Below are 19,410 nucleotides of genomic sequence, written 5' to 3' on the forward strand. Positions count from 1 at the left end.
CTGTGTTTATGCCCATATATTTTTCCTTTCGCTGTATGGAATTCCCAAATCATTTACCATCGTGAAAAAGCTATTAAGCTCTTTTCCGGATTCTCTAAAATCAGCAACAAAGCGGTCCAGGCCGTTCTCATAATTACCATAGCGGTCGACGTAGATTTCCACCGCCGCCTTCTCGGGCTTTTCCGTGGTGTAGGTCAGGTATTGGTGCAGGGAAACTTCCACCCCATACACGTCCCCTGTGGCACCACGGCGGATATAGACCTCCTTGAATCTTCCCCTGCCCTCCGTATTGTCAAACTGGTTGATGGTAAAGATCTTTTTCCGTTCGTGTTCATTGATGGAAAGCAGGGAGGCGATTTCGTTGTAGTGGTCTTTGAATTTTGTCTGGTCCAGCAAAATGACGGTGTCGGAGTTGTTCACGATACTATCCTTGACCACGGTGTTGCCGATGATGTCACCCAGTTCTTGGGTCACGACAATGGCCTCTCCCCAGAATTTCCGGACGGTCTTGTACAGGTACAGGATGTAGTTGGCCATAAGCGGGGAGGCGATGGCTTTCCAAGCCTCCTCAATGATCAGGGCTTTCCGTTGCCTGCTCCGAAAACGCATCTTTTGGATAAATACATCCATAATGATCAGCGTGACAATGGGAAATAACACCTTGTGCTCTTTGATGGAATCAATTTCAAAAACGATAAACGACTCCCCAAACAGGGACTGGTCCACCTCTTCGTTTAGCAGACTGCCGTACTCGCCTTCCCTGTAAAACTTTTTCAACACAAATCGGAACTCGTCGATGTTGAAGGGAATGTTTTCTTCCCGGATCATCTTGGGGATAAACTCTAGGGCAAACTCATAAAAGCTGTTAAAGCAGAGACGCTTGATTTCCGGGCTTTCTTTAAAGCAGGCCTGATAATAGGCTGAAATTGTGTTGGATATCACGTCGGATTCCACCTGGGAGATTTTACCGTCTGCGGATTTCCACAGCACGCTGATCAGGGTAAGCAGGGCATCCTTTTTTTCGATGTTGTATTCTTCCGGGTTAATAGCAAAGGGATTGGTGGTAATGGGGTTTTGTTCGGAATAAGTAATGTACTTCCCGCCATAGTAGGCGCAGAGTCCATAGTAGGAATGTCCTGTATCCACAATCACCACATCCATCAGCCATCTGGGTGCCTCGCTTTTGTTGTACATGCAGTACTGTTCGATTAGTGCGTTCATAAAAAACGACTTCCCCGAACCCGAGGGCCCTAACACAAACTTGTTCCGGTTGTTAATTCGGTTGGTCTGCATGGGCAGGTCTGCGGGGTCAATCTTTACCGGAATGCCCTGCCTGTCAGTTAGCCTGATCTGAAAACTGCTGACTTCATCCCGGCTCAGGGTTTCCTTGAAAAAGAAACATAGGGCCGCATCGGAGGTGGTCAGAAAATAATCGTAGGACTTTAGCTCCGCCGTATTGCAGGGCAACGCGGTCCGAAACAGTTCCAGTTGATTATAAGCATTTCTCGAAGGAATTATGCCCTGCTGAAAAAGCGAGGATTCGATAAAGTTTGCCGTTCCCTGGATCAGATCTTTAGGTGCGGATACCAATATGTTGAAATGGGAACTGACCAGTAGCTGGTTGTTTCTGGTAATGTCTTCCAGCAGTTGGTCGATATCTTCCACGCACATGTTGTTGGCCGGATCGGGAATGCCCGAATGTCGTTTGCGTTTCAGTTCGAGCTTCCGCTGGGTTGAAGTCTGGGGGACAATTTCAATCACCTGGTTGTACACCATGGTTTGGAAGTAGGGAACAGAAAAGAGAAACCCCATATTGTCCACGGGAAAACCCCGGAGGGTATCCTTGTCAGTCCGTTCCCGGTGGGTGCCCACCGTCTGGGGAAGGTCAATAATATCCGTATTGATCAGGCTGATGGAGCGGACAGCCGTATTGCCCATCTCTACCTGTTCATCCCCCGCAAGCAGGTTGTTGAGGCAAAGCCGGTCGTCATGGAAATTCATGGACAGGATACGCCGGATATAGCGGTTGATCTGGTTTTTGTTTAACGCCTTGGCGGGAAGATGGCTGCGGGTAAAGAGGGCTGCGATCTTGTCCACGGACTGGGTAAAATCGCCAAGCTGTTTTTGGCTGTAGGTGTACACCCCGGATTTTGCCCGTTTGGTAATGACCAAAAAGGTTTGGTGGGAGGTGTAGATCCTGCCCCGAAAGTGTTCGTCATACTTTTGTTGCAGGTAAACGCCCGAAGGTTCGGGGTCAAAGGGCCTTCGGCTCAGGATATCCTGCTTTTGGATCAGGAAGCCTTCGCCAAGAATTTTGATGGCATTAACATAGAGTTGGTGGAAACTGTCATAGTTGCCCGGATCGGCGGCATACTGCGGAACCGGGTTTTTGACTTCCAGTACGACGCCAAAATCCCCTTTCTCGTTGTAAAGGATATCATACCCGTTACAGGTATCCGTTCCGAGATAGGGAAGTTTAAAGGGTGTCTTTCTCCTTTTTGCCATAGTGATACTGTGTTAGGTTTGTGGGGGGGAGGAACACCCCCCGGTGTCTGGTTTTGTTGTGCAGGCCCTTTTTCTGCTGGCGGCTGGTAAAATACAGGCCTCCGGCAATGGTGCCGACAGTAAGCAAAGCTCCGAATGCCATATCGGTCAGGCTGCCCACTACGCCTCCGAGGACCAAGCCCAAGACCATGGAAGCGATTCCCCAGCCGATGAACTTGCCCTGAAAGCCTTTGTAGATCAGGGGTTTTTGAAGCCCCTTGTAGATGGGAAAATCCATTACACGCCGAAGAATGCCTTGATGACCACGCTGACGAGGACCATAAAGAGACAGGAACCTCCCCAGCCCATCAGTTCTTTGTTGATGTCCTGGTCTCCGCTGTTCCATTTGATATAGACCCTTACCCCGCCTATGATACCGACAACTGCACCGATTACCAGACAGAGGGAGGCGACGGGATCCACATAGCCGATTAGGGAGGATTCCGCAGCGGTGATTCCCTGCACTCCTTGGGCGTTTGCCTGAATGATGGCAAGCATTGCCAGACCCAGACTTCCGATTGTTTTTTTGCTGTTTTTGTACATGATTAAAGTGGTTTAAATGGATTGTATGTAGGATTGATAATGAGGTTTTATGTTGTTTAGGTCGGAACCTGATACAGCGAACTGAGGAAAAGGCCCAAGAGGGAAAGGAAAATGCAGGCTCCAAACCATCCGGCTACTTCCACGTCAATATTCCGTTTTCCCATCTGCCAGTTCTGGTACACCCGGAGTCCGCCCATAAGGCCGAACAGTGATCCCAGAACCAATACCGCACTGGAAAGTGCCCTGAAGTTCCGAGCCATATGTTCTTTTCCTTCATTGATTTCGGGTATGCCCGGAGGGATTTGGGCTAGGGAATCAGAACCCGTCAATAGAGCGAAGCAGAATACTGTTAATAGAAAGAGTGGGGGTCTCATATCAGTAAACCAGTTGCTTTTTGACGTCGATTGTCTCATTTTGTGCCAGCTGGAACAAATCCACCATGCTGCTTATTCCTCCGGTGGATTCGTTGATGTTTTCTCTTAAGAGTGTATGGGATTCCATTTCTTCTTCACCCGGCTTTTGGTCGGGTGTGGGGGAGTATCCGGCGGGCGATTCCACCACGTCATTAATGGGTTCCAGGGTTTCCTCCGGAAATTCAACCAAGTCTTCCTCTCCGGAAATTAGGTCATCGTGTTCCGGTTTTAGCAGGTCCATCGTGATCAGGAACCCATAATAGAGCAGGTAACCCGATGCCAGAAATTTGATAAATTCAGTCCATCCCATGTCAGAGTTTTTTAAATGATTTGCGTATTTCCTCAATCAGTTCCGGATGCTCCTGAAAGAAATTGGTCAGGAGAAAATTGACAAAACGGGTCACATCGACAGCAAAGACCGGATACATCACCTTCAATATTTCCTCATTTCTTCGGTCGATCTTGATCAGCCGCTTTTTGTCACCCTCTATGTTCAGGTCCCTTACCTGATCCAATACTGGGAGAATGTTTCCGTTTTCGTTCATAGTCTTCGCTGTTTTGGTACTGGGAAGGTTTCTTTCCTTTCCACGCTTTGTCAGATTTTCCTCTGGCCGGAAGCTGCTCATCAGTGTCTTTATGTAGTCATCTTGTGCCATGACGGGTCGATATATTCGTTGTAAATGGATTCAAAAACAGGCTCGATCACCCCAATGATGCTGTCCGGGATATCGTGGGTCGTGATCCGCTGGAAGTCGATCCGTTCCGTGATGCTGTTGGTCACCACCCCGAAATTCTTCAATGCTTCCTGCACGGATTTCATGGTTTCGTATTTGACGCTGCTTCTTACCCGGTTGGGGATAAAAATGATTTTGGCTTTGGGGTTGATCTTTAGGATCACAAAGGAGAATTCGATGGTAGAGGATACCGAGTATTCGTCATAGCTGAAGGGACAGAGGATCAGGTCAGAATTTCGAAATACCGGAACCAGCTCGTCATCGTCCATTTTGCCTGCCAGGTCAATGATGCTTACCCGGTTTTCCTCTTTGTCTGCTTTTTTCCGGATGGCGCCAAACTGGGAAAGTTCGGCGGCTTCCACCGGATAAAGCGGGGTGTTTTCAATTACCTCGGCGGCCTGCGCCTTGTTATAGAGCGACCGCTGAAAGTCCATGTCATAGACCTTGACGGGCTTGTTTTTGGCTAGTGTGAGGTAGTTGGAAAACAGGACCGAAAGGGTGCTTTTTCCGACTCCTCCTTTTTGGTTTGCGAATAGGATTATCATATGCAGTGGTTTTATCTGATGCTTTTGCGTTTGTTGCCTTTCTCTTTGTTTCGCCTTCTTCCGTGCATGGCTTCATCATCCACATCCTGGTGGATTTCCAGACTAAGTGGCAATGCCGTTTCCTTTTCGGATTCGTGATTTGATCGTTCAAGGGAATTGGGAGTAGGGCTGTTGCTGTCCTGCTGATTCCGAAGGGGATACGCAGAACCGGAAATTCCCCTTGTGACGGGCTCCTTTACATCAATGGTCGGAACATCCATTAATCCCGCAAAGCGGTTGTATTCCTCGGCCCGGAGAATTGCCTCCAAGCCGATAAAAAACCGCTCCTGACTGTCCAGCAGGTACAGTCGTTTGTCGTTTACCAACAGGTGGAGCCGGAATTCATCCAATCCCTTTTGGTAATTGGGATAGTCGGATAATACCGAAAGCAATTTTGGCCGGTAGGCGGCTTGCTTTGGAAAGCGTTTGAATCTGAATACCGTATCCGAGGTCCCGGTGATTTGAGTATAAGCTTCCTTATCTGCCCTGGATGCAAAGTTGACGACTTTGACTTTGTCGGCGGTTTCCTCATGCATTAGGTCCCTCAGTGGGAAGATTTCGCCTCCTTTAAAAATGGCTTTTTTGCTGTGGTCAATAACGGTATAGCCGTAGGGACTCCTTCCGTCCTTTCCGTGAAACACCAGCTCCACACCGAATTTTTCCCTTAGAAAATCTGCCATTTCCGAGCGGTATCCGGTTGGTTTTCCGAGACGGTTGCCCTTTAGCGGTTCAAAGGTAGGGACCGGGGCACTGCTGTACACCTTTTTGTATTTGTCGAATAGGGCGTGTAGTTGTTTTATTCTTGCCTTAACGGGGCTATAGGATTCGGTGATATCGGTTAGTATCTTGATGGGCAGTTCTCCCTGAAGCAGGCCGAACTTATACAGGGAAAGATTGCCGTCTTTTTCGGTTAGGCTGTAGCCACGTGTTTCAAGGAACAACTTGGCTTGGTTGAGGGTGGAAAAAGAAAACTTGTTCAGCTCATTTATCAACTTGGTACATTCATTTTTCGGATTCCGGTCCATAATTTCCAGCATGCTTTTTTGTGCCCGGATACGTTCCATGCTGTCATTTATCTTTTTGCCATTGTTGTCAATTCGGGAGGAGACCATGTGGACATGGTTATTTTTGGTGTCCCTGTGAAAGACCACCAGGTGGGGGTTGTCCCCATAGCCCATGCTGCGCAGCCACTTTTCGGCGATTTCGGTAAGCTCCTTCTTGTCAAATTCCCTTCCTTTGCAGGAAATCATGGCATGAAATTGCTGCTGTTTTACCCTGCTATTCCGGTTGGAGTGGACTTTTAGAAAGGTCTTCATTTCATCCGGCGTGACTTTTTGTGCGGTTTGTAGATAGCCGAAATTCTTAAACGTCATCAGTTCTCCCTTGGCGGACTGCGTCTTGTTGGTGTTGTATGACACACCGTTGAAGGTACTGGTCGAGGAAAGGATCTTGACAGTCATTGGCTGATGGTTTTGTAGATTTTCCGGAAAGTCCGGTTGATTTCCTCCTGATAGTCCAGGTGCCGGACAAGGAGACTGTTGAACTGCGCAAAGACTTTGGGGTCCAAGTCCGCCACGTTGGAATACTGATTGGCATGCTTGGCCAGTTGGTTGATGTTATTGTTGACCCTGCCCTGTTCTGCTGCGAGGATGTTCAGCGTTTTGAGGAGTTTATCCGTTTTGATGATGGTGACATCTCCTTGGATTTTTCGGATCAGTTTTCTAAGCGTGTCGCTGCGGGAGATGCCTGTACTTTGGGAGAACTCATCCAGGAATTTCACCTCCCGGTCATTAAGCCGAAAAGTGATTTTGTGGGTTCTGTTTTCCTGGGTTTCCTGTATCATCTTGGTATCCGCTGGCAGCCGCCAACATTTGTATGACCCAAAGAGAAGGATAAAAAAAGTGGGATAAAATACGCAAAAAGGTCTATTTTAGCTGAATACGTAGGTATGCGTATATAGGGATAGGGGGGGATGGAACACGTATCTTGGGAAGATTAGGTTGGGGAAAGGCTTTGTGGATGTTTAATGGGGTTTTGGAAGACAGCTATTGAGGAGGAAAAAGTATAGTAGCGGAAAGTAGAAGATCATAGTAAAAAAGGGAAACTCTCTTGAATCTAGCTATTTGGGTTTTTACTCCCAAACTGATAGGTCTTCAACATCAAAAACTGCTCATCACCGGATCAAAATTCAAAAACTTGCATGGTGTGCAAATACTTTGTAAAGACGTTCCTCGACGCATACATAACAAAAGATATTGGTAAAAACTCACCCAATGAAAAAAGCCTGGGTTGCGCCGGGGTTTTTGATACTCTAACGTTTAGGGGTTCCTTCAACATTCGCCGTATCTGGACCAGCCAGAGATTAATGAACAATGGTATGGTTGTTTGGGAGGCGTCTAAAGGCCTAGGCCAGACAATGTTCAAAATTGCCGGCTTTTATTTATAATGAAGTTCTTTAGAAAGCCATTGCAAATGGCCTAGAAAAGATTACGACTTCAAGGGAATCTAGGAATAAAAGGCCGTAGAGAATTTTACACTCAGTTAGGGAGTTACTTGCGGAGAATTATGCCTCCGTCTACACCCGTTCCATCTCAATTGCCTCCGGAAGGAAATATAGAAATAGGATTCGGATAAACAGGTATTTAAAGACAATCTTCAGCTGCTGTGGCAATTTTTACAAAAACTTCCTTAATAAAATAAGGTCTGTTAATTTATTGGGGATCAGATAATAGTTTTAATCCAACTTATTCAATGGTTTTTTTTAATTAACCTAATATTCTTTATTGATAAATGGCTAAGTTTTATTGCTAAAGTGGAGGATAATCTAATCCCATAAAACCTACAATTTGTAAATTCGCTTTAGTTACTTGATCTCCTTTAATATCCACTTCAAATTGAACCAAGCCCATCCTTGGATACCAAAAATAAATAAAATCAGCAAAATTCAGCGTTTTGCTTTTGACTAAGAATAGCTCTGGGTCTGGAATCGGCTTATATATTCCTTCATAATACTTTTTGAGTAAATTTAAATCCAAACCGCTTTCGACTTTTTTAAATTCACCTCCTTCCGCAAAAAAATATGCCAATTTATCTACTATTTCCTTAGGGTCTTTAACCTTCGAGACCCTTAAATATTTATTGAAAACCTCTACATCAAAAAGATAATTTAGATGATTTTCGTAACTAATCCATTTTAAATTCTGGTTCTTAATCAGAGAGTATAAGAAGGCAGTAATAAACTCAGCTTCATTATTTACCTCTAAGATGTAACCGACCTCAACAGGAATTTCAGTTACACGTTGAATTTTTTTCAATGTATAACCATTACCATTCTCTATATCGTAAAAGGAATAACTATTAATAAATTCCTTTGGTATGACCCCTAATAGTTTATAGAGCCACTTTTCGCTAAGATCCCGAGTTTGATACACCTTAAATAAGATTGGATACCTCTGACTCTGGATAAACCTGTTGATTAAAACTGAGGCAATTACGCTAATTATTGCAATCACTAAAAACTTCCTTATCTTCCCCATTTGCTTCCCAAGATATATTCTCTTTGAATTTGATTAAAGCTCGAATTCTGATTACGGGATGCGTCAAACTTGTTCATAATCCCGCTAGTGTGACCAAAGCTGAATAATGCGTGACCCAACTCGTGAATGGTAGCATTTACATATCTCCATGTTGGGAAAACCTTTCCAGTTGTCTCTGGTCCAAGTTCATTATAAACTACGGTCGAGTTTGGATTACCTAATTCAGAAAATGCTTGACCAGTTCTAGTGTCCCGTGAAGAAGTATAGTTTCTGATAGTTACCTTTCCTGTAGGTGATCCTCTCCACCAAGCACTTAATGAATTTCCTATAGAATTATCAACAACCCTAGTCTTTGGGCTAAAGCCTTCTCCGATCAATCTGCTCTGCAACAAATCTTTATAATCAGTAAAATCAAATCCTTGAGGGTTAACTTGTTTATCAATTAATATAGTTCCGCCGATCTTTCCAGACTCAATCATTTTATGTCTTACGTGATTTGCTGTAGCCATAATCCCGCTTTGTGCTGCCCCATCCCAAAAATCACCTCCGGCAATTGATGAACTTGTACCACCTATTAATGCTGCTCCCCCAATCATTAGACCTCCTTTCGCTCCGGATGCCCCTAAGCCTGATCCAGCCAATGACCCGAAAAAGGATGCTGCTGCTCCACTTTTGAAATCACCTCCTCCTAGTGAACTCAATGCTCCCCCTGCCAGTGCATGAGTACCTGCACGCCCCACCTCACCAAGCAACTTAGAACCTAAAATTTGAGTCGCTCCCAAATCTCCAAATATTCCTCCTATTCCTCCTGAGATTGCAGCATTTAGAGCAGAAAAAACTAAGCTTTTCCCAGCAGCACCCCAGAAATTTCCGCCATTATTATTTGCTTGAATTCCAGACCTAATTGCATTAAAAACTGCCAAACCTACAATAACAAACCCGAATTCCCCGTCCGGATCCACCATCATCACCGGATTATTCCCCATTGCCAGATAAGGCGATGCAAACTGATCCTGCGGATCCACCCCAAACCACCTCCCCAGCGCAGCGTCATACTGCCTTGCATGGAAATCATACCACCCTGTCAGCTCATCATAGGTTTTGCCTTGGAATAGCTCCTTGGTTTCCTTCTCGCCAGCCCGAACAAATTTACGGGCTATCAACCCATACGGGTAGTAATCCGTCTGCTGTACGATGTAGCTTTCAAGGGTGAGGATTGTAAAATCGTCAAAGAACGCTTCGCCACCTTCCGTGCCGTCATTACTCAGGTAAATATAGAAATATCCCGGCTCATCCGCCACTACTTCCTGATATAATCTTTCATGTTCCCGGTTGGAGCCGTCTTCGTAGGCTGCCTCGGTCATCTGGGTATAGCCTCCGTATTTGTAGTTCATCTCCTTGTCGAAGAAGAGATAGTTCAGGTAGGCCGGGGGAGCGTCGTTGTTTTGTTGTTTTCCTGTCAGCAGACCCGCAAGGCTGCTATTTTCTGTCGCCACCCGTTGAGCCTGGGGGATGATGCCTCCGTCGATGGCCATATTGGCAGAACTGCCTCCGGCAAGCGCCATTGCAATGGCCATCAGAGCAGGATCTGTTTTTTTGTTCCCAAGATCCAGGTATTTCGCAAATACTTCCATGCGTACGGTATCCCCCGGAAGTACCGCCACGGATCTTGATGGGCCAGTTTCGCCATTGGTAAGACGCAGGGCATAGCCAGTTTCCGATGTTCCGGTATGGTCAAAGAGGGAGGAAGCGATATGGTGTGCTTCGCCGTAATCCATAAACTGCATGGATTCCGTCTCGAGATTATCAGGCTCGAAGGTGGCCGATACGGTGAAGTCAGCGGGGTCTTCCTGCAGTACCACCCGGGTGTTGCCCAAGTGGTCGGTAAGGTAATATTGGTAGCGGTTTCCCGCATCCGCCAGCACCCGGCCATACTCGTGGCGGATTTCCTTCAGTGTATCGTTCTCAAAGACCAGCTCGCCCACATAGTCTAGAGTTTTAGTGGCCACTCCGTTAGTAGTACTGTGGTTGGTCACCGTCATCAGGTCTCCGCCGCCGCTATAGGTATACCTTATATTGGGTCCGGTAGAAAAATTTATGCGCTGGGGTTTGTCACTGATGGTATAGATAATGCTGGATATACCTTTGTTGGCATCGCTTACGATAAAGCCGTTGCCGTTGTAGGTGTAATCCGTACCGGAGGGATTTCCGTCATTGAAACCGCCTGCTTTATGTGCCGCGGTGGCGTTGTCGATTACGGACGTCAGCTGGTTTCCGTTGTAGGAATATCCCAACGCATCCATCTGTACGGCAGTACCACTATTGTCCCGGTTTCTTTTGAGTGCCGTAATATTGCCGTTGGCACTGTAGACGATGTCATTTTCCGTGTAGAGGTTGTTTGTGAGCCAAGATGTGCCTGTTTTTTGCCGATAAGTTGAGGCTGTCAGTCTTTTTGGGATATCGTAGGTATAATTGTACACCCTTTCCGGTTCGGAGCCGTAATGTTTCCACTGGTTGGAGGTAATAATTCCATCAAGTCTGGTGGTATTCCCGGTGCCGCTGGCTTTGTTGTAATCCAGCTTCTGCCTGAACACGGGGTCCCCGTTTGAATAGGTGTAAAGCATCTCGTCGGTCCATCCCTGGATCGTGGACTTCAGTCCGGTCTTGTACAGCCAGGTGTTGCCGTTGTTCCGGCTGTGGTGGATGATGTCGGTGGCCTCGCCCAGCTCATTGTACTGAAAGTGGCTAAGCATCACCTCGGCGTTGGTGTTGATCTTATGGTAAACCTTAAGTGGCCGTCCCACATGGTCGTAGGTATATCTCCGGTCTATGGTAGTACTAGCCAGACCGGTGTTCAAATTGTATTGATAATGGTTTCTTGTTTTTTCCACCTCTCCGGAAAACGCATATTTTGTGGACGACCTTACGGTCCCTTCACCGCCCATTTGGTGGGAGGCGACCGTCTGAACAGGCCGGTAGTCGTCGTTGTAATAGACCACGCTGTACATCCAAGCATTAGAGTTTCCCTGCCTTCTGGATTTGGTGCCGGTCAGCAACCCCTTGACGTTTTGGGTATGTCCAGTGACAATCTGGCTGACTGACTGAAAATTATAGGAGGCATTGTTGTCAGACCATTGATTATTTCCCCTGAATAGGTAGTTATCATAGTAACTGATCATCAGTATATTGTCGACTGGAGGGTTGACTGGATAGGTGCGGTGGAGTGTGTATCCTTCGGCGGTAGTAGTGTCATTCTCAGCTCTGACAGTATGGTTGGCTACGGCAGTGGTCAGAGAAGCCCGTGTCGCAGCGGATGTAATGATACCGGAAACAACCGGCCTGTTATGGATATCATATTTGATAAATGACCATTCAGCCGCAGGGGTCTTCGCACGCTGAACACCATCCTGGGTGAGTACGGGCCGATCCCAGCGGTCATATATGGTATAGAGCCAATCCGTACCCGGTGCCTTGGTTCCCGTCGTTCTTCCCAAGACGTCATATTCATACTGAAAATGCCACAGATCCACATCTGCCTGGGATGGGGCAAAGGTGGTGGATGACTGCGGTGGTATGACAAAAAGGAGTTCACCGTAGTTGTTATACACATAATAGGTATCGAACCAAGAAGAGGTTCCTGACTGTGAACGGGAAAGTACTGTACGCCCCGCAAAGTCCGAAAAGGTACGGGTAATATGTAACTGCGGATCAATAGTCTCGGCTACCGACAAGCTGTTCGCCGGATAGGTGCTCGTGGAATTTGGCCTTCCACTGACTATTTCCCAGCGCCTTACGGCATCGGTGGCTGTGTTGACCTTCACCCGGGACGAGGCATATACCTGCTGAAAGTCATTTCCTGTGTTGCTCACTGACAATACCCTATCTAGGGGAGAATCTTCGTAAACCGCATTGCTGTAAGCCTTGGTGTCACTTGTAACCCCTATTGGCGGAGAGGCGTAAAAACTGCCTTGTTCAGAAACAGCGCTTGTCCTGAATGCTCCGGTGATACCCGATGAGCGGTAGGGCAGGTAGGAGATCGAAGGCCGCTGTTTCACATCATAGGCGACAGGCTGAACAATGTCACTTTTACCTGGACTTCCCTGCATTTGCAGGGATTGGATGGGCCTGCCGATACCGTCAAAATAGGAGAAGGAGACGCTTTTGCTCCCAACGGGCAGTGGAATTACCTGGTCGTCTGTGGTTATTCCCGCTATATACACCTGCTCAGACCGCACAAAGCTTTTGGTTTCAGAGGGCGCCACGGTGGGATCGTTGTCGTAAGCCCGAGCGAAAAAGTTGCCCTGGCTGGCTGAGTTGAAGTTAAAGCCTGGTTTCAGCACCAGTGAACCTACTACTAGGTAGGAAGTATTTTCATACTGTGTTTTTTGGCCGTTTTCGACAATTTCAGCTTGCTGGGCAGAAAGTGTTGATAAAGCCGATGTCAATGCCAAAATTAAAAGTAAACGTTTCATGGAAAACAGATTGATTAGCATAGTGGATTACTTTTATAAAAGCTTGCGTAGGTAGTGCGGACAACGGTAGAATTACATCCGTCGGTATAGGTGCACCGTATCTCGTAATATCCGGGCACAAAGGCTTGATGGGGAAGTACGGCTGTCGTACCCAGACTGTTAATTACGTTCCAATTCGACTCCCCAGGTCTCTTGTATTCCCATAAAAACGTATTGACATTTGGACAACCCTCTGAGCTGAAATTAACTTTAATCCCAATGGGACTTGTGGGCTGGTTATTTTGCTGGGTACAAGTGCCAAAAATCACCGGATCCTGATAACACAGATCAATAAACTGAGGACCGTCAATACAAAGTGAAAAATTTAGCGGCTGCCACACAAACACTTCTTTCGATGCCGTAAACGGCTCAAACTCATTGGTAAACATTACCGCCTTTACGTTGTAAGATCCGGGTGTAGCATAACTTAGGGAGGTTGTCAGACGGCTGTCATCATAGACAGTCCCATTGTCCATGTCCCAGGCAAATTCCGGCGTGCCACCCCCTGGCGACACAATGTCATCCAGATTAAATTGAATCTGTTGGTTAGTGAGCGCATCGATTCTATTCGATTTGATCCGCATTCCCGCACGCTCGTTTTGGTAATGGTATCGGTTTCGCATCAAAATGTTATTGTTCTTATCCTTCGCCAGCCTAACCCGTCCGAACTCATCGTATTCCGTAAGTCCAAAGTTTCCGTTGGTGTCGGTTTCCTTCACAGGTCCTACCAGTGGCCGGTATTCAAACGACTTTGTCAACTGGGATTGACCCGGATTTAACGTTGTTCCTGCCAAAAGTATTCCGTTGTATGTCCATGTCATTTGGGTTACCGTGCCGTCTCCGCCTGTAGATTTCGTCAGCTTGGCCGTTGCCAGGTCGTATTCGTTGTAGACATCCGATTGTACGAACGACGCTGGTAGGACAAAATTCGTGGAGGAGATGTGTGACCCTGAATATGTACCTGTGACTTTTTTGCTGTACCATGTACTTGCCGGGACAATTTTATTGGAAGACGGTTCCGTTCGTTTGAAAAGTGTAATTCCAGCTCCCAGAAAAAATTGGCTTCCCCCTTTTTCCAGCCAGCTTTGTTCCTCCACTACTACATTTTGCGCATGCTTATTTCTAAGGGCTTGAATTGCTACAACACGTTCATCACTTGACGCCGTATTCATACAGGTATAGAAATTCTCCTGGCAGGTATTCCAACAGGAGTAATTGTTTACGCCACATGATTGGCCACACTGGTAATATGTGTTTTCGCAAGCCTGGGACTGGCTGGTCGCAACGTTATAGTCGGCATGGGTTACGAACTTGTACCTGCTAATATATTTTTCGCTAGGAATGGCATTGTTATACGCTTTTTTCTCTATAAGTTGAAAGGTAATCGGGTTGTAGGCGTATTCCTCTATGTTGGTTATTTTTCTGGTGGAAACATCTTGATCATGTACTTCAGTTATTTTTTTTGTTACCGTGAAAGGTTTTGAAATAATACGGTATTGGGATGTTAGTGACTGATTAAAACAACTGAATTTAAATGGATTAGGCCTGGTAGCTGTGACTACCGCTTTATCCGGTATGTTGTGGTTGTACTCGTATGTTTCCTTATAGATCACATCCGTGTTGTTAAGCTTTTTAGCGGTGATGGTCTTCACATTGCCCCTTTCCCAGAATCGGGATGTGGGAGAAACAACAGGATCTTGATCGTTGACCGGATTTCCGTTAAAATCCTCATCGGGAAATTCAGCGTAGTTGGTAAATGTATAGACCATAAATCCCTTACCTACAATTTCTTCTTCGACACTGGAATATCCTACGTGAGTCCCGTTTACATCAAACATCTCAAGGTAAGTATGGGAAAAGCGCTTAACAGTCAATCCCGGAAAATTTGTATAATATCGGAATACGGGTTTTCTAAAAAGTATACCACTTGATTCAGAAGGTACGTTTTCCTTCACGTATTTATAATTTGTAGTCTGCAAAAGGTTTCCGTCACTGTAGTTCGAGATGCTTTTAATTCGGTTGCCGCTTAAGACAGCGTTGAAAGTTGACCCATAGAAGCCGCTGTGCGGCTCATAGGTGAAAAGCGTATGGCTGCCTCCGCGTTGGTTTATTCTGGTCAGCAGGTTGGCCTTCATGCGGTTTGTGTCCGGAGTTCGGCTAGCTCCGCTATAACTTGACGGGTCAGTGATTGCCGGAATCCAACTATTAACGGTGTTGTTGTTGTACAGCCCCAAGTAATCGATATTTTTTGATATTCTTGAGGGAAGGTTAACTGTCTCATTATATTGAAACTCATACAGAGGGGTGGTAGAGATATCATATATTTTTTCAAGTTTCAACCGCTTACAAAGATTATCCGCTTCCTGACAACCCTGGAAATAACCATACTCAAAATAATATTTACTTTCAGCCTTTCCCGTATTGTCAACGAATGAAACGGTAGCAAGAGAACGGGCTCCCTGTAGATCCTTTCGCTGAGTGTTCCAAGTAAGTAGCACCTTACCACCTGATGAGGATATTTCAGTCAGTTTTGAACTTCTTACGGTAACTGTAACACTTTCATTTTTTTCTGGGGAAGAACAGTAACCATCGTCTTTTTCAAAATAATAATTGACGTAAGAATAAGGAGACGCCGCTGCATAAGACAGAGTGATCTCATCTGTCCCGTTTGCGGAAATGATTTTTGTAAGGTACCAAGTAGAGGTGTATTCCGGTTGTACCAGCGTCCCTTTCCATGTCGAAGTTCTTTCTCTTGATCCGACGGTTGTCCCAAAATGGTATTTTGTGCCGTTTTCGTCAATTATTTCCCACGTATCACCTAAACCGCACATCCCGGGAATCACTTTCAAATCCTGAAAGGGAAAGAGTACAACCTGCTTGGTTTGACTAACGACGAATTTTCCGGTCCGACCCATAAAGGAAAAAATAAACAAATCCGGTTCTTTATCCGTAGCGGAATTCATGCAAAACCCACCGGTAAGGTCATCCGGCGTGCCCCTGACCACCCGGGATATCATGCCTCCGGCCTGCAGGCTCCAGCCGAGCCCCTCAGAGGAGGCCACATCCTGCACCCTATGTCCAAAACTGTTGTAGGATAAAGAAAGCCCCACACCAAGTTCCCTACCGCTGATTTCTCCCAACGGAATTCCGATATTCGCACTTCCGGTGTAGTGGCTTACCCCGACACTAGCCTGCCGGAACAATCCCATAGCATCAGGTGAGGGACCTATATATCCCTGTCCCATGCCGGGGCCTATTATACAAAAAACCCATAGTATAGATAAAAGTCTTTTCATCTGTTTATAATTTTTTTTTCAATGGTCAGATGGAATCTCGCAATTATAATCATCCCACTGTGTGACGATCTCGTCATGCTCGATTTCATGTGTTTATAATTGTCTTTTAGTGGTCACTGGAATCTCGCAATTATAATCATCCCGGTGTGTGACGGGTACGTCATGCTCGATTTCATCTGTTTATAATTTAATTTTTAACGGTCATAACTTGTCCCGTACCGTAGGTCGGGATGGAATCTCGCAACGATAATCATCCCACTGTGTAACCTTTTCGTCAAGCTCGATTTCATTTGAAAGTTTTATTTGAAATGTACAATTCCCAAAGAAACGGCCCAAGGGGACCGAAATTCGTCTTTATAAGCTCTGATCAACTGCGTGAAACCGTAGGAAACCTGGGACCTCATTTTTATCTTCCGAAACAGTTCCGTTTCGGTTCCAATTCCTGCCCAAATTTGGGCGCTCTTTGCACTATTTTCGTTAGTAAGTTTTCTTCCCCTTCCCGCAATATCATAACCGCCCACGGCAAACAGGCTTTTATGAACCTTATGCATGGCATATAGCGAAATTCCGGCATATTTCAGCTTAATGTCCCTTTCAGGAATCATCCCCAGCCAAGCACCGCCGCCCAACGCAAAAAGCTTGTTTATCCTATATCCCACAAATGTATTCAGGTCAAAACGGAAAGGTTTGGCGGTAGGATTCCGAAGCATCAGTCCATACTCCAACCTTTCGAAAAGTGAATGGTCTGCAAGACTGCTTCTTTTGGCAAACGCATCCAGTTCTCTCGAATCCGGAACCTGCTTGTATTTTTTCTTTAACACATCCAATTTTTCCCGCTGCTTATCGACAAGTTCTCTGTCTTCAAAATGGTTGGCCTGTTTGAATTTTTCCAGCATTCGCTTGGCATTATAGTCCTCGGTGGAAGTTTGGGATTCAATAAGACTAGCCATGTCCGGCACTCCGGCATCTTCCATGAGAAGTGCTCCAAATTCGGAAGCAAGTAAACCTGTTGCTTTTTCCTCCACTTCTTGCGTTAAGGAGCTTATAACTGAATCCCTATCCACCGTAGAAAGACTGTCCCTTATGATCTGAATTTTCTTCAATTCCGCCGCATATTTTTCCGTATCTGAAAATTTTTCCAGTTCCGAGCTTTTCTCCTTCAATTTCACTGCGGACGCTTTCAGGTCCGGTAGTTCAGGCTGGATTTGTGGATAAATTCCTTTTTGGATTCCACTAATCTTATCTTTTCCCATTTCCGTTTCCAGAGTTGGAATGCGGAAAATATTATTTTCAGGCGGTGCCTGTTTGTACCTCTGGCCGGAAGTCAAAATGGGATCAATAACCTTTCGTGACTTATCAATTACTTTCGAAGCCAAAGAATCAGGAAGGTTAATCCGAACCGAGTCCAACGGGTTATTTTTAAGCATATTAGTCCGTAGCGAGTCCAAGGAGTATTTTTTAATCCTGTTAATCCGTAATGAGTCCAGCGTAGGGCCAAAGACCGAGATTGAGTCCGGTGAGGGTACCTCCACCTGGGCAAATGCCACATTGCATCCGAGGAAGAAAAAGAACAGCCATATGTGGGACTTTATGATCATTCTCTTATAGAATAATGTTCCATTTGCTTCAAAAGAAGGCCGATTTTTTTGGACTGTTCCGTGATTAACAGCCTCTGCGATTCGAGTTCACTTTTTTGTTCAATTAGATACAGTGTCAGCTCCTCCACCTTTTCTAGAAGTTTGGCATTTATCTCACCTAGATTAATCCCATTTTTCAGTACCTCTGGCTCGCTGGGTATATTTGGGAGGTGGCCGTTTGCTTGGATGAAATTTTCCACTTCGCCGAGCGGCATCAGCTTGTATTCCGGAAGAAAAACGTAGTCCGACCATCCTGTGGCAGTGATGTTGACTTCTTTTGTTTTAATTGTACCGTTTACTTCGAGTTTGTGAGTGGGAGATAATGAACCTATGCCTATGTTGCCAGTTGCAGTAATTCGCATTCGTTCCTTGTAAGAACCGTCATTTGTAACAAATCGAATTGCAAGGTTCGCTCCTGTCATTATCAATCCATCGGTATTGCTTACAAATATCCCTGAGGAATTTGAATAGGCTAAACTACCTGTACCATAATCAACTAAATCAATTGTTTTCGTTCCAAATTGGAACCTACTCCTTTCACCTATACTTCCGGACACATGTAGTCGATACGATGGGGAAACTGTCCCTATTCCAATATTTCCTGTGGATTGAATTAGGTTTGTCTGTGCCCAACCTATTTCAGAAGTGAAAAACAAAACCAAACAAAGACGGATTGCACTTTTAATTGTAAACCATTTCATATATCTTTTTGCTATAATTTTACCGTTATACAATAAATATCATTCAATACACAAGCTGCCTAGTGTATTTTAATCAAAATCAATTTTTTTTTTAAAATTATTCGTATATATTAAGAGCTGGGCAAAGTATTTTCATTCATGCCTGAAATGACATGTTAAATACTTTTAGTAACACATTTTTATTACACATTTACTCCCAACAAACACATCAGATACACACTTACTTCAATGTTAAAAAAAATTAACTAATTGAAATAATGATTGTTGATAAAAGTCAGAGGAGGCCGAAATAAACGGTAAGTACTACAGAAGTCACAGAATCAAAAGATTGTGAATTAATCAAGCTGCATGAGTAGTACATAGCAGCAGAGATTTGCGTAATTTTAAAAGGTTTCTTTACTTAATTATCAAAGCCCTATTTACAAAATTATTTTTCCGTTTGAATAATGCGTTTAATATTCTTGTTTTTCACAAAGAACTCTTACCAAAATTAAAAATTAAAATCTTAATTTTTAAAACTAGACCAAACTAGCGTAATATTCCATTATATTAGGTTACTAAAAACAAAGAAGTGGCTTTGACTAAATTTTCAGAAAAATAGTAATTAGTTTTTGAATTACAAATAGATAAATAAATTTTTATTTTTATTTTTTCAAAATTGTAAAGTGTGGTTTAAAAGTTCATAAATTGATTGAGAATGTCCTAAAAGTAAGTACATACACTAAACTACTGATTGGTGGTTAATTATATTGTATTTATAGGTAGACGGCGGCCGCTGAGCTCAATTTATCGTGCTATGTACTGGCTAACGCCAGTCATCCTTTGTTGTTTTGTTGGGTATATCTTCCAAATTTACACCTCAGTAAAAATGTAATATCCTTCCTCCTAATTGCGGAACCTAACCCATTAAG

General features: G+C 44.9%; 14 protein-coding genes. All 14 read right to left on the reverse strand.

Annotated features, from left to right (window positions below):
- Positions 1-6: 6 nt before the first annotated feature.
- The 14 genes from FQ608_RS03180 to FQ608_RS03245 all read right to left on the reverse strand — a co-directional run bounded on the left by FQ608_RS03180 (position 7) and on the right by FQ608_RS03245 (position 18,499).
- Positions 7-2,505, reverse strand: coding sequence for a TraG family conjugative transposon ATPase (locus tag FQ608_RS03180; protein ID WP_158856372.1), 2,499 nt, complete (start codon positions 2,503-2,505; stop codon positions 7-9).
- Complete coding sequence (locus FQ608_RS03185) at positions 2,477-2,782, reverse strand: DUF4133 domain-containing protein (protein WP_158856373.1); 306 nt, start codon at positions 2,780-2,782, stop codon at positions 2,477-2,479. The genes FQ608_RS03180 and FQ608_RS03185 overlap by 29 nt, the downstream gene beginning before the upstream one ends.
- Complete coding sequence (locus FQ608_RS03190) at positions 2,782-3,087, reverse strand: DUF4134 domain-containing protein (RefSeq protein WP_158856374.1); 306 nt, start codon at positions 3,085-3,087, stop codon at positions 2,782-2,784. Before FQ608_RS03190 ends, FQ608_RS03185 begins: the two co-directional genes overlap by 1 nt.
- A 56-nt stretch (positions 3,088-3,143) precedes the next feature.
- A complete protein-coding gene (locus FQ608_RS03195) occupies positions 3,144-3,461 on the reverse strand; it encodes a DUF4134 family protein (protein ID WP_158856375.1) in 318 nt (105 codons plus the stop codon).
- 1 nt (position 3,462) lies between these two features.
- Positions 3,463-3,810, reverse strand: a complete 348-nt coding sequence (locus FQ608_RS03200) for a hypothetical protein (protein ID WP_158856376.1) — start codon at positions 3,808-3,810, stop codon at positions 3,463-3,465.
- A gap of 1 nt (position 3,811) precedes the next feature.
- The gene (locus FQ608_RS03205; RefSeq protein WP_234364038.1) at positions 3,812-4,156 is read right to left on the reverse strand and encodes a hypothetical protein; all 345 of its coding nucleotides are present in this window, start codon (positions 4,154-4,156) and stop codon (positions 3,812-3,814) included.
- Positions 4,135-4,779, reverse strand: coding sequence for a ParA family protein (locus FQ608_RS03210; protein ID WP_158856377.1), 645 nt, complete (start codon positions 4,777-4,779; stop codon positions 4,135-4,137). The genes FQ608_RS03205 and FQ608_RS03210 overlap by 22 nt, the downstream gene beginning before the upstream one ends.
- 11 nt (positions 4,780-4,790) lie before the next feature.
- Positions 4,791-6,278, reverse strand: coding sequence for a relaxase/mobilization nuclease domain-containing protein (locus tag FQ608_RS03215; RefSeq protein WP_158856378.1), 1,488 nt, complete (start codon positions 6,276-6,278; stop codon positions 4,791-4,793).
- Positions 6,275-6,661, reverse strand: coding sequence for a ribbon-helix-helix domain-containing protein (locus FQ608_RS03220; RefSeq protein WP_234364039.1), 387 nt, complete (start codon positions 6,659-6,661; stop codon positions 6,275-6,277). Before FQ608_RS03220 ends, FQ608_RS03215 begins: the two co-directional genes overlap by 4 nt.
- A gap of 964 nt (positions 6,662-7,625) precedes the next feature.
- Positions 7,626-8,354, reverse strand: a complete 729-nt coding sequence (locus FQ608_RS03225) for a hypothetical protein (protein ID WP_158856379.1) — start codon at positions 8,352-8,354, stop codon at positions 7,626-7,628.
- Positions 8,342-12,826, reverse strand: a complete 4,485-nt coding sequence (locus FQ608_RS03230; protein WP_234364040.1) for a DUF6443 domain-containing protein — start codon at positions 12,824-12,826, stop codon at positions 8,342-8,344. Before FQ608_RS03230 ends, FQ608_RS03225 begins: the two co-directional genes overlap by 13 nt.
- 14 nt (positions 12,827-12,840) lie before the next feature.
- Entirely contained in the window at positions 12,841-16,161 is a 3,321-nt protein-coding gene (locus tag FQ608_RS03235; RefSeq protein ID WP_158856380.1) for a hypothetical protein, read from the reverse strand.
- A gap of 299 nt (positions 16,162-16,460) precedes the next feature.
- Positions 16,461-17,759 carry a hypothetical protein gene (locus tag FQ608_RS03240; RefSeq protein WP_158856381.1) on the reverse strand — a complete coding sequence of 433 codons (1,299 nt, stop codon included), beginning with the start codon at positions 17,757-17,759 and terminating at the stop codon, positions 16,461-16,463.
- On the reverse strand, positions 17,756-18,499 hold the full coding sequence (locus tag FQ608_RS03245) for a hypothetical protein (protein WP_158856382.1): 744 nt from the start codon (positions 18,497-18,499) through the stop codon (positions 17,756-17,758). Before FQ608_RS03245 ends, FQ608_RS03240 begins: the two co-directional genes overlap by 4 nt.
- Between the last annotated feature and the right edge of the window lie 911 nt (positions 18,500-19,410).

This window comes from Lunatibacter salilacus (genome assembly GCF_009797935.1).
GTDB lineage: Bacteria > Bacteroidota > Bacteroidia > Cytophagales > Cyclobacteriaceae > Lunatibacter > Lunatibacter salilacus.

Excerpts from the sequence above, each read along its gene's own strand:
- FQ608_RS03180 (WP_158856372.1), bottom strand. The coding sequence starts at position 2,505 with ATGGCAAAAAGGAGAAAGACACCCTTTAAACTTCCCTATCTCGGAACG.
- FQ608_RS03185 (WP_158856373.1), bottom strand. The coding sequence starts at position 2,782 with ATGGATTTTCCCATCTACAAGGGGCTTCAAAAACCCCTGATCTACAAA.
- FQ608_RS03190 (WP_158856374.1), bottom strand. The coding sequence starts at position 3,087 with ATGTACAAAAACAGCAAAAAAACAATCGGAAGTCTGGGTCTGGCAATG.
- FQ608_RS03195 (WP_158856375.1), bottom strand. The coding sequence starts at position 3,461 with ATGAGACCCCCACTCTTTCTATTAACAGTATTCTGCTTCGCTCTATTG.
- FQ608_RS03200 (WP_158856376.1), bottom strand. The coding sequence starts at position 3,810 with ATGGGATGGACTGAATTTATCAAATTTCTGGCATCGGGTTACCTGCTC.
- FQ608_RS03205 (WP_234364038.1), bottom strand. The coding sequence starts at position 4,156 with ATGGCACAAGATGACTACATAAAGACACTGATGAGCAGCTTCCGGCCA.
- FQ608_RS03210 (WP_158856377.1), bottom strand. The coding sequence starts at position 4,779 with ATGATAATCCTATTCGCAAACCAAAAAGGAGGAGTCGGAAAAAGCACC.
- FQ608_RS03215 (WP_158856378.1), bottom strand. The coding sequence starts at position 6,278 with ATGACTGTCAAGATCCTTTCCTCGACCAGTACCTTCAACGGTGTGTCA.
- FQ608_RS03220 (WP_234364039.1), bottom strand. The coding sequence starts at position 6,661 with ATGATACAGGAAACCCAGGAAAACAGAACCCACAAAATCACTTTTCGG.
- FQ608_RS03225 (WP_158856379.1), bottom strand. The coding sequence starts at position 8,354 with ATGGGGAAGATAAGGAAGTTTTTAGTGATTGCAATAATTAGCGTAATT.
- FQ608_RS03230 (WP_234364040.1), bottom strand. The coding sequence starts at position 12,826 with ATGAAACGTTTACTTTTAATTTTGGCATTGACATCGGCTTTATCAACA.
- FQ608_RS03235 (WP_158856380.1), bottom strand. The coding sequence starts at position 16,161 with ATGAAAAGACTTTTATCTATACTATGGGTTTTTTGTATAATAGGCCCC.
- FQ608_RS03240 (WP_158856381.1), bottom strand. The coding sequence starts at position 17,759 with ATGATCATAAAGTCCCACATATGGCTGTTCTTTTTCTTCCTCGGATGC.
- FQ608_RS03245 (WP_158856382.1), bottom strand. The coding sequence starts at position 18,499 with ATGAAATGGTTTACAATTAAAAGTGCAATCCGTCTTTGTTTGGTTTTG.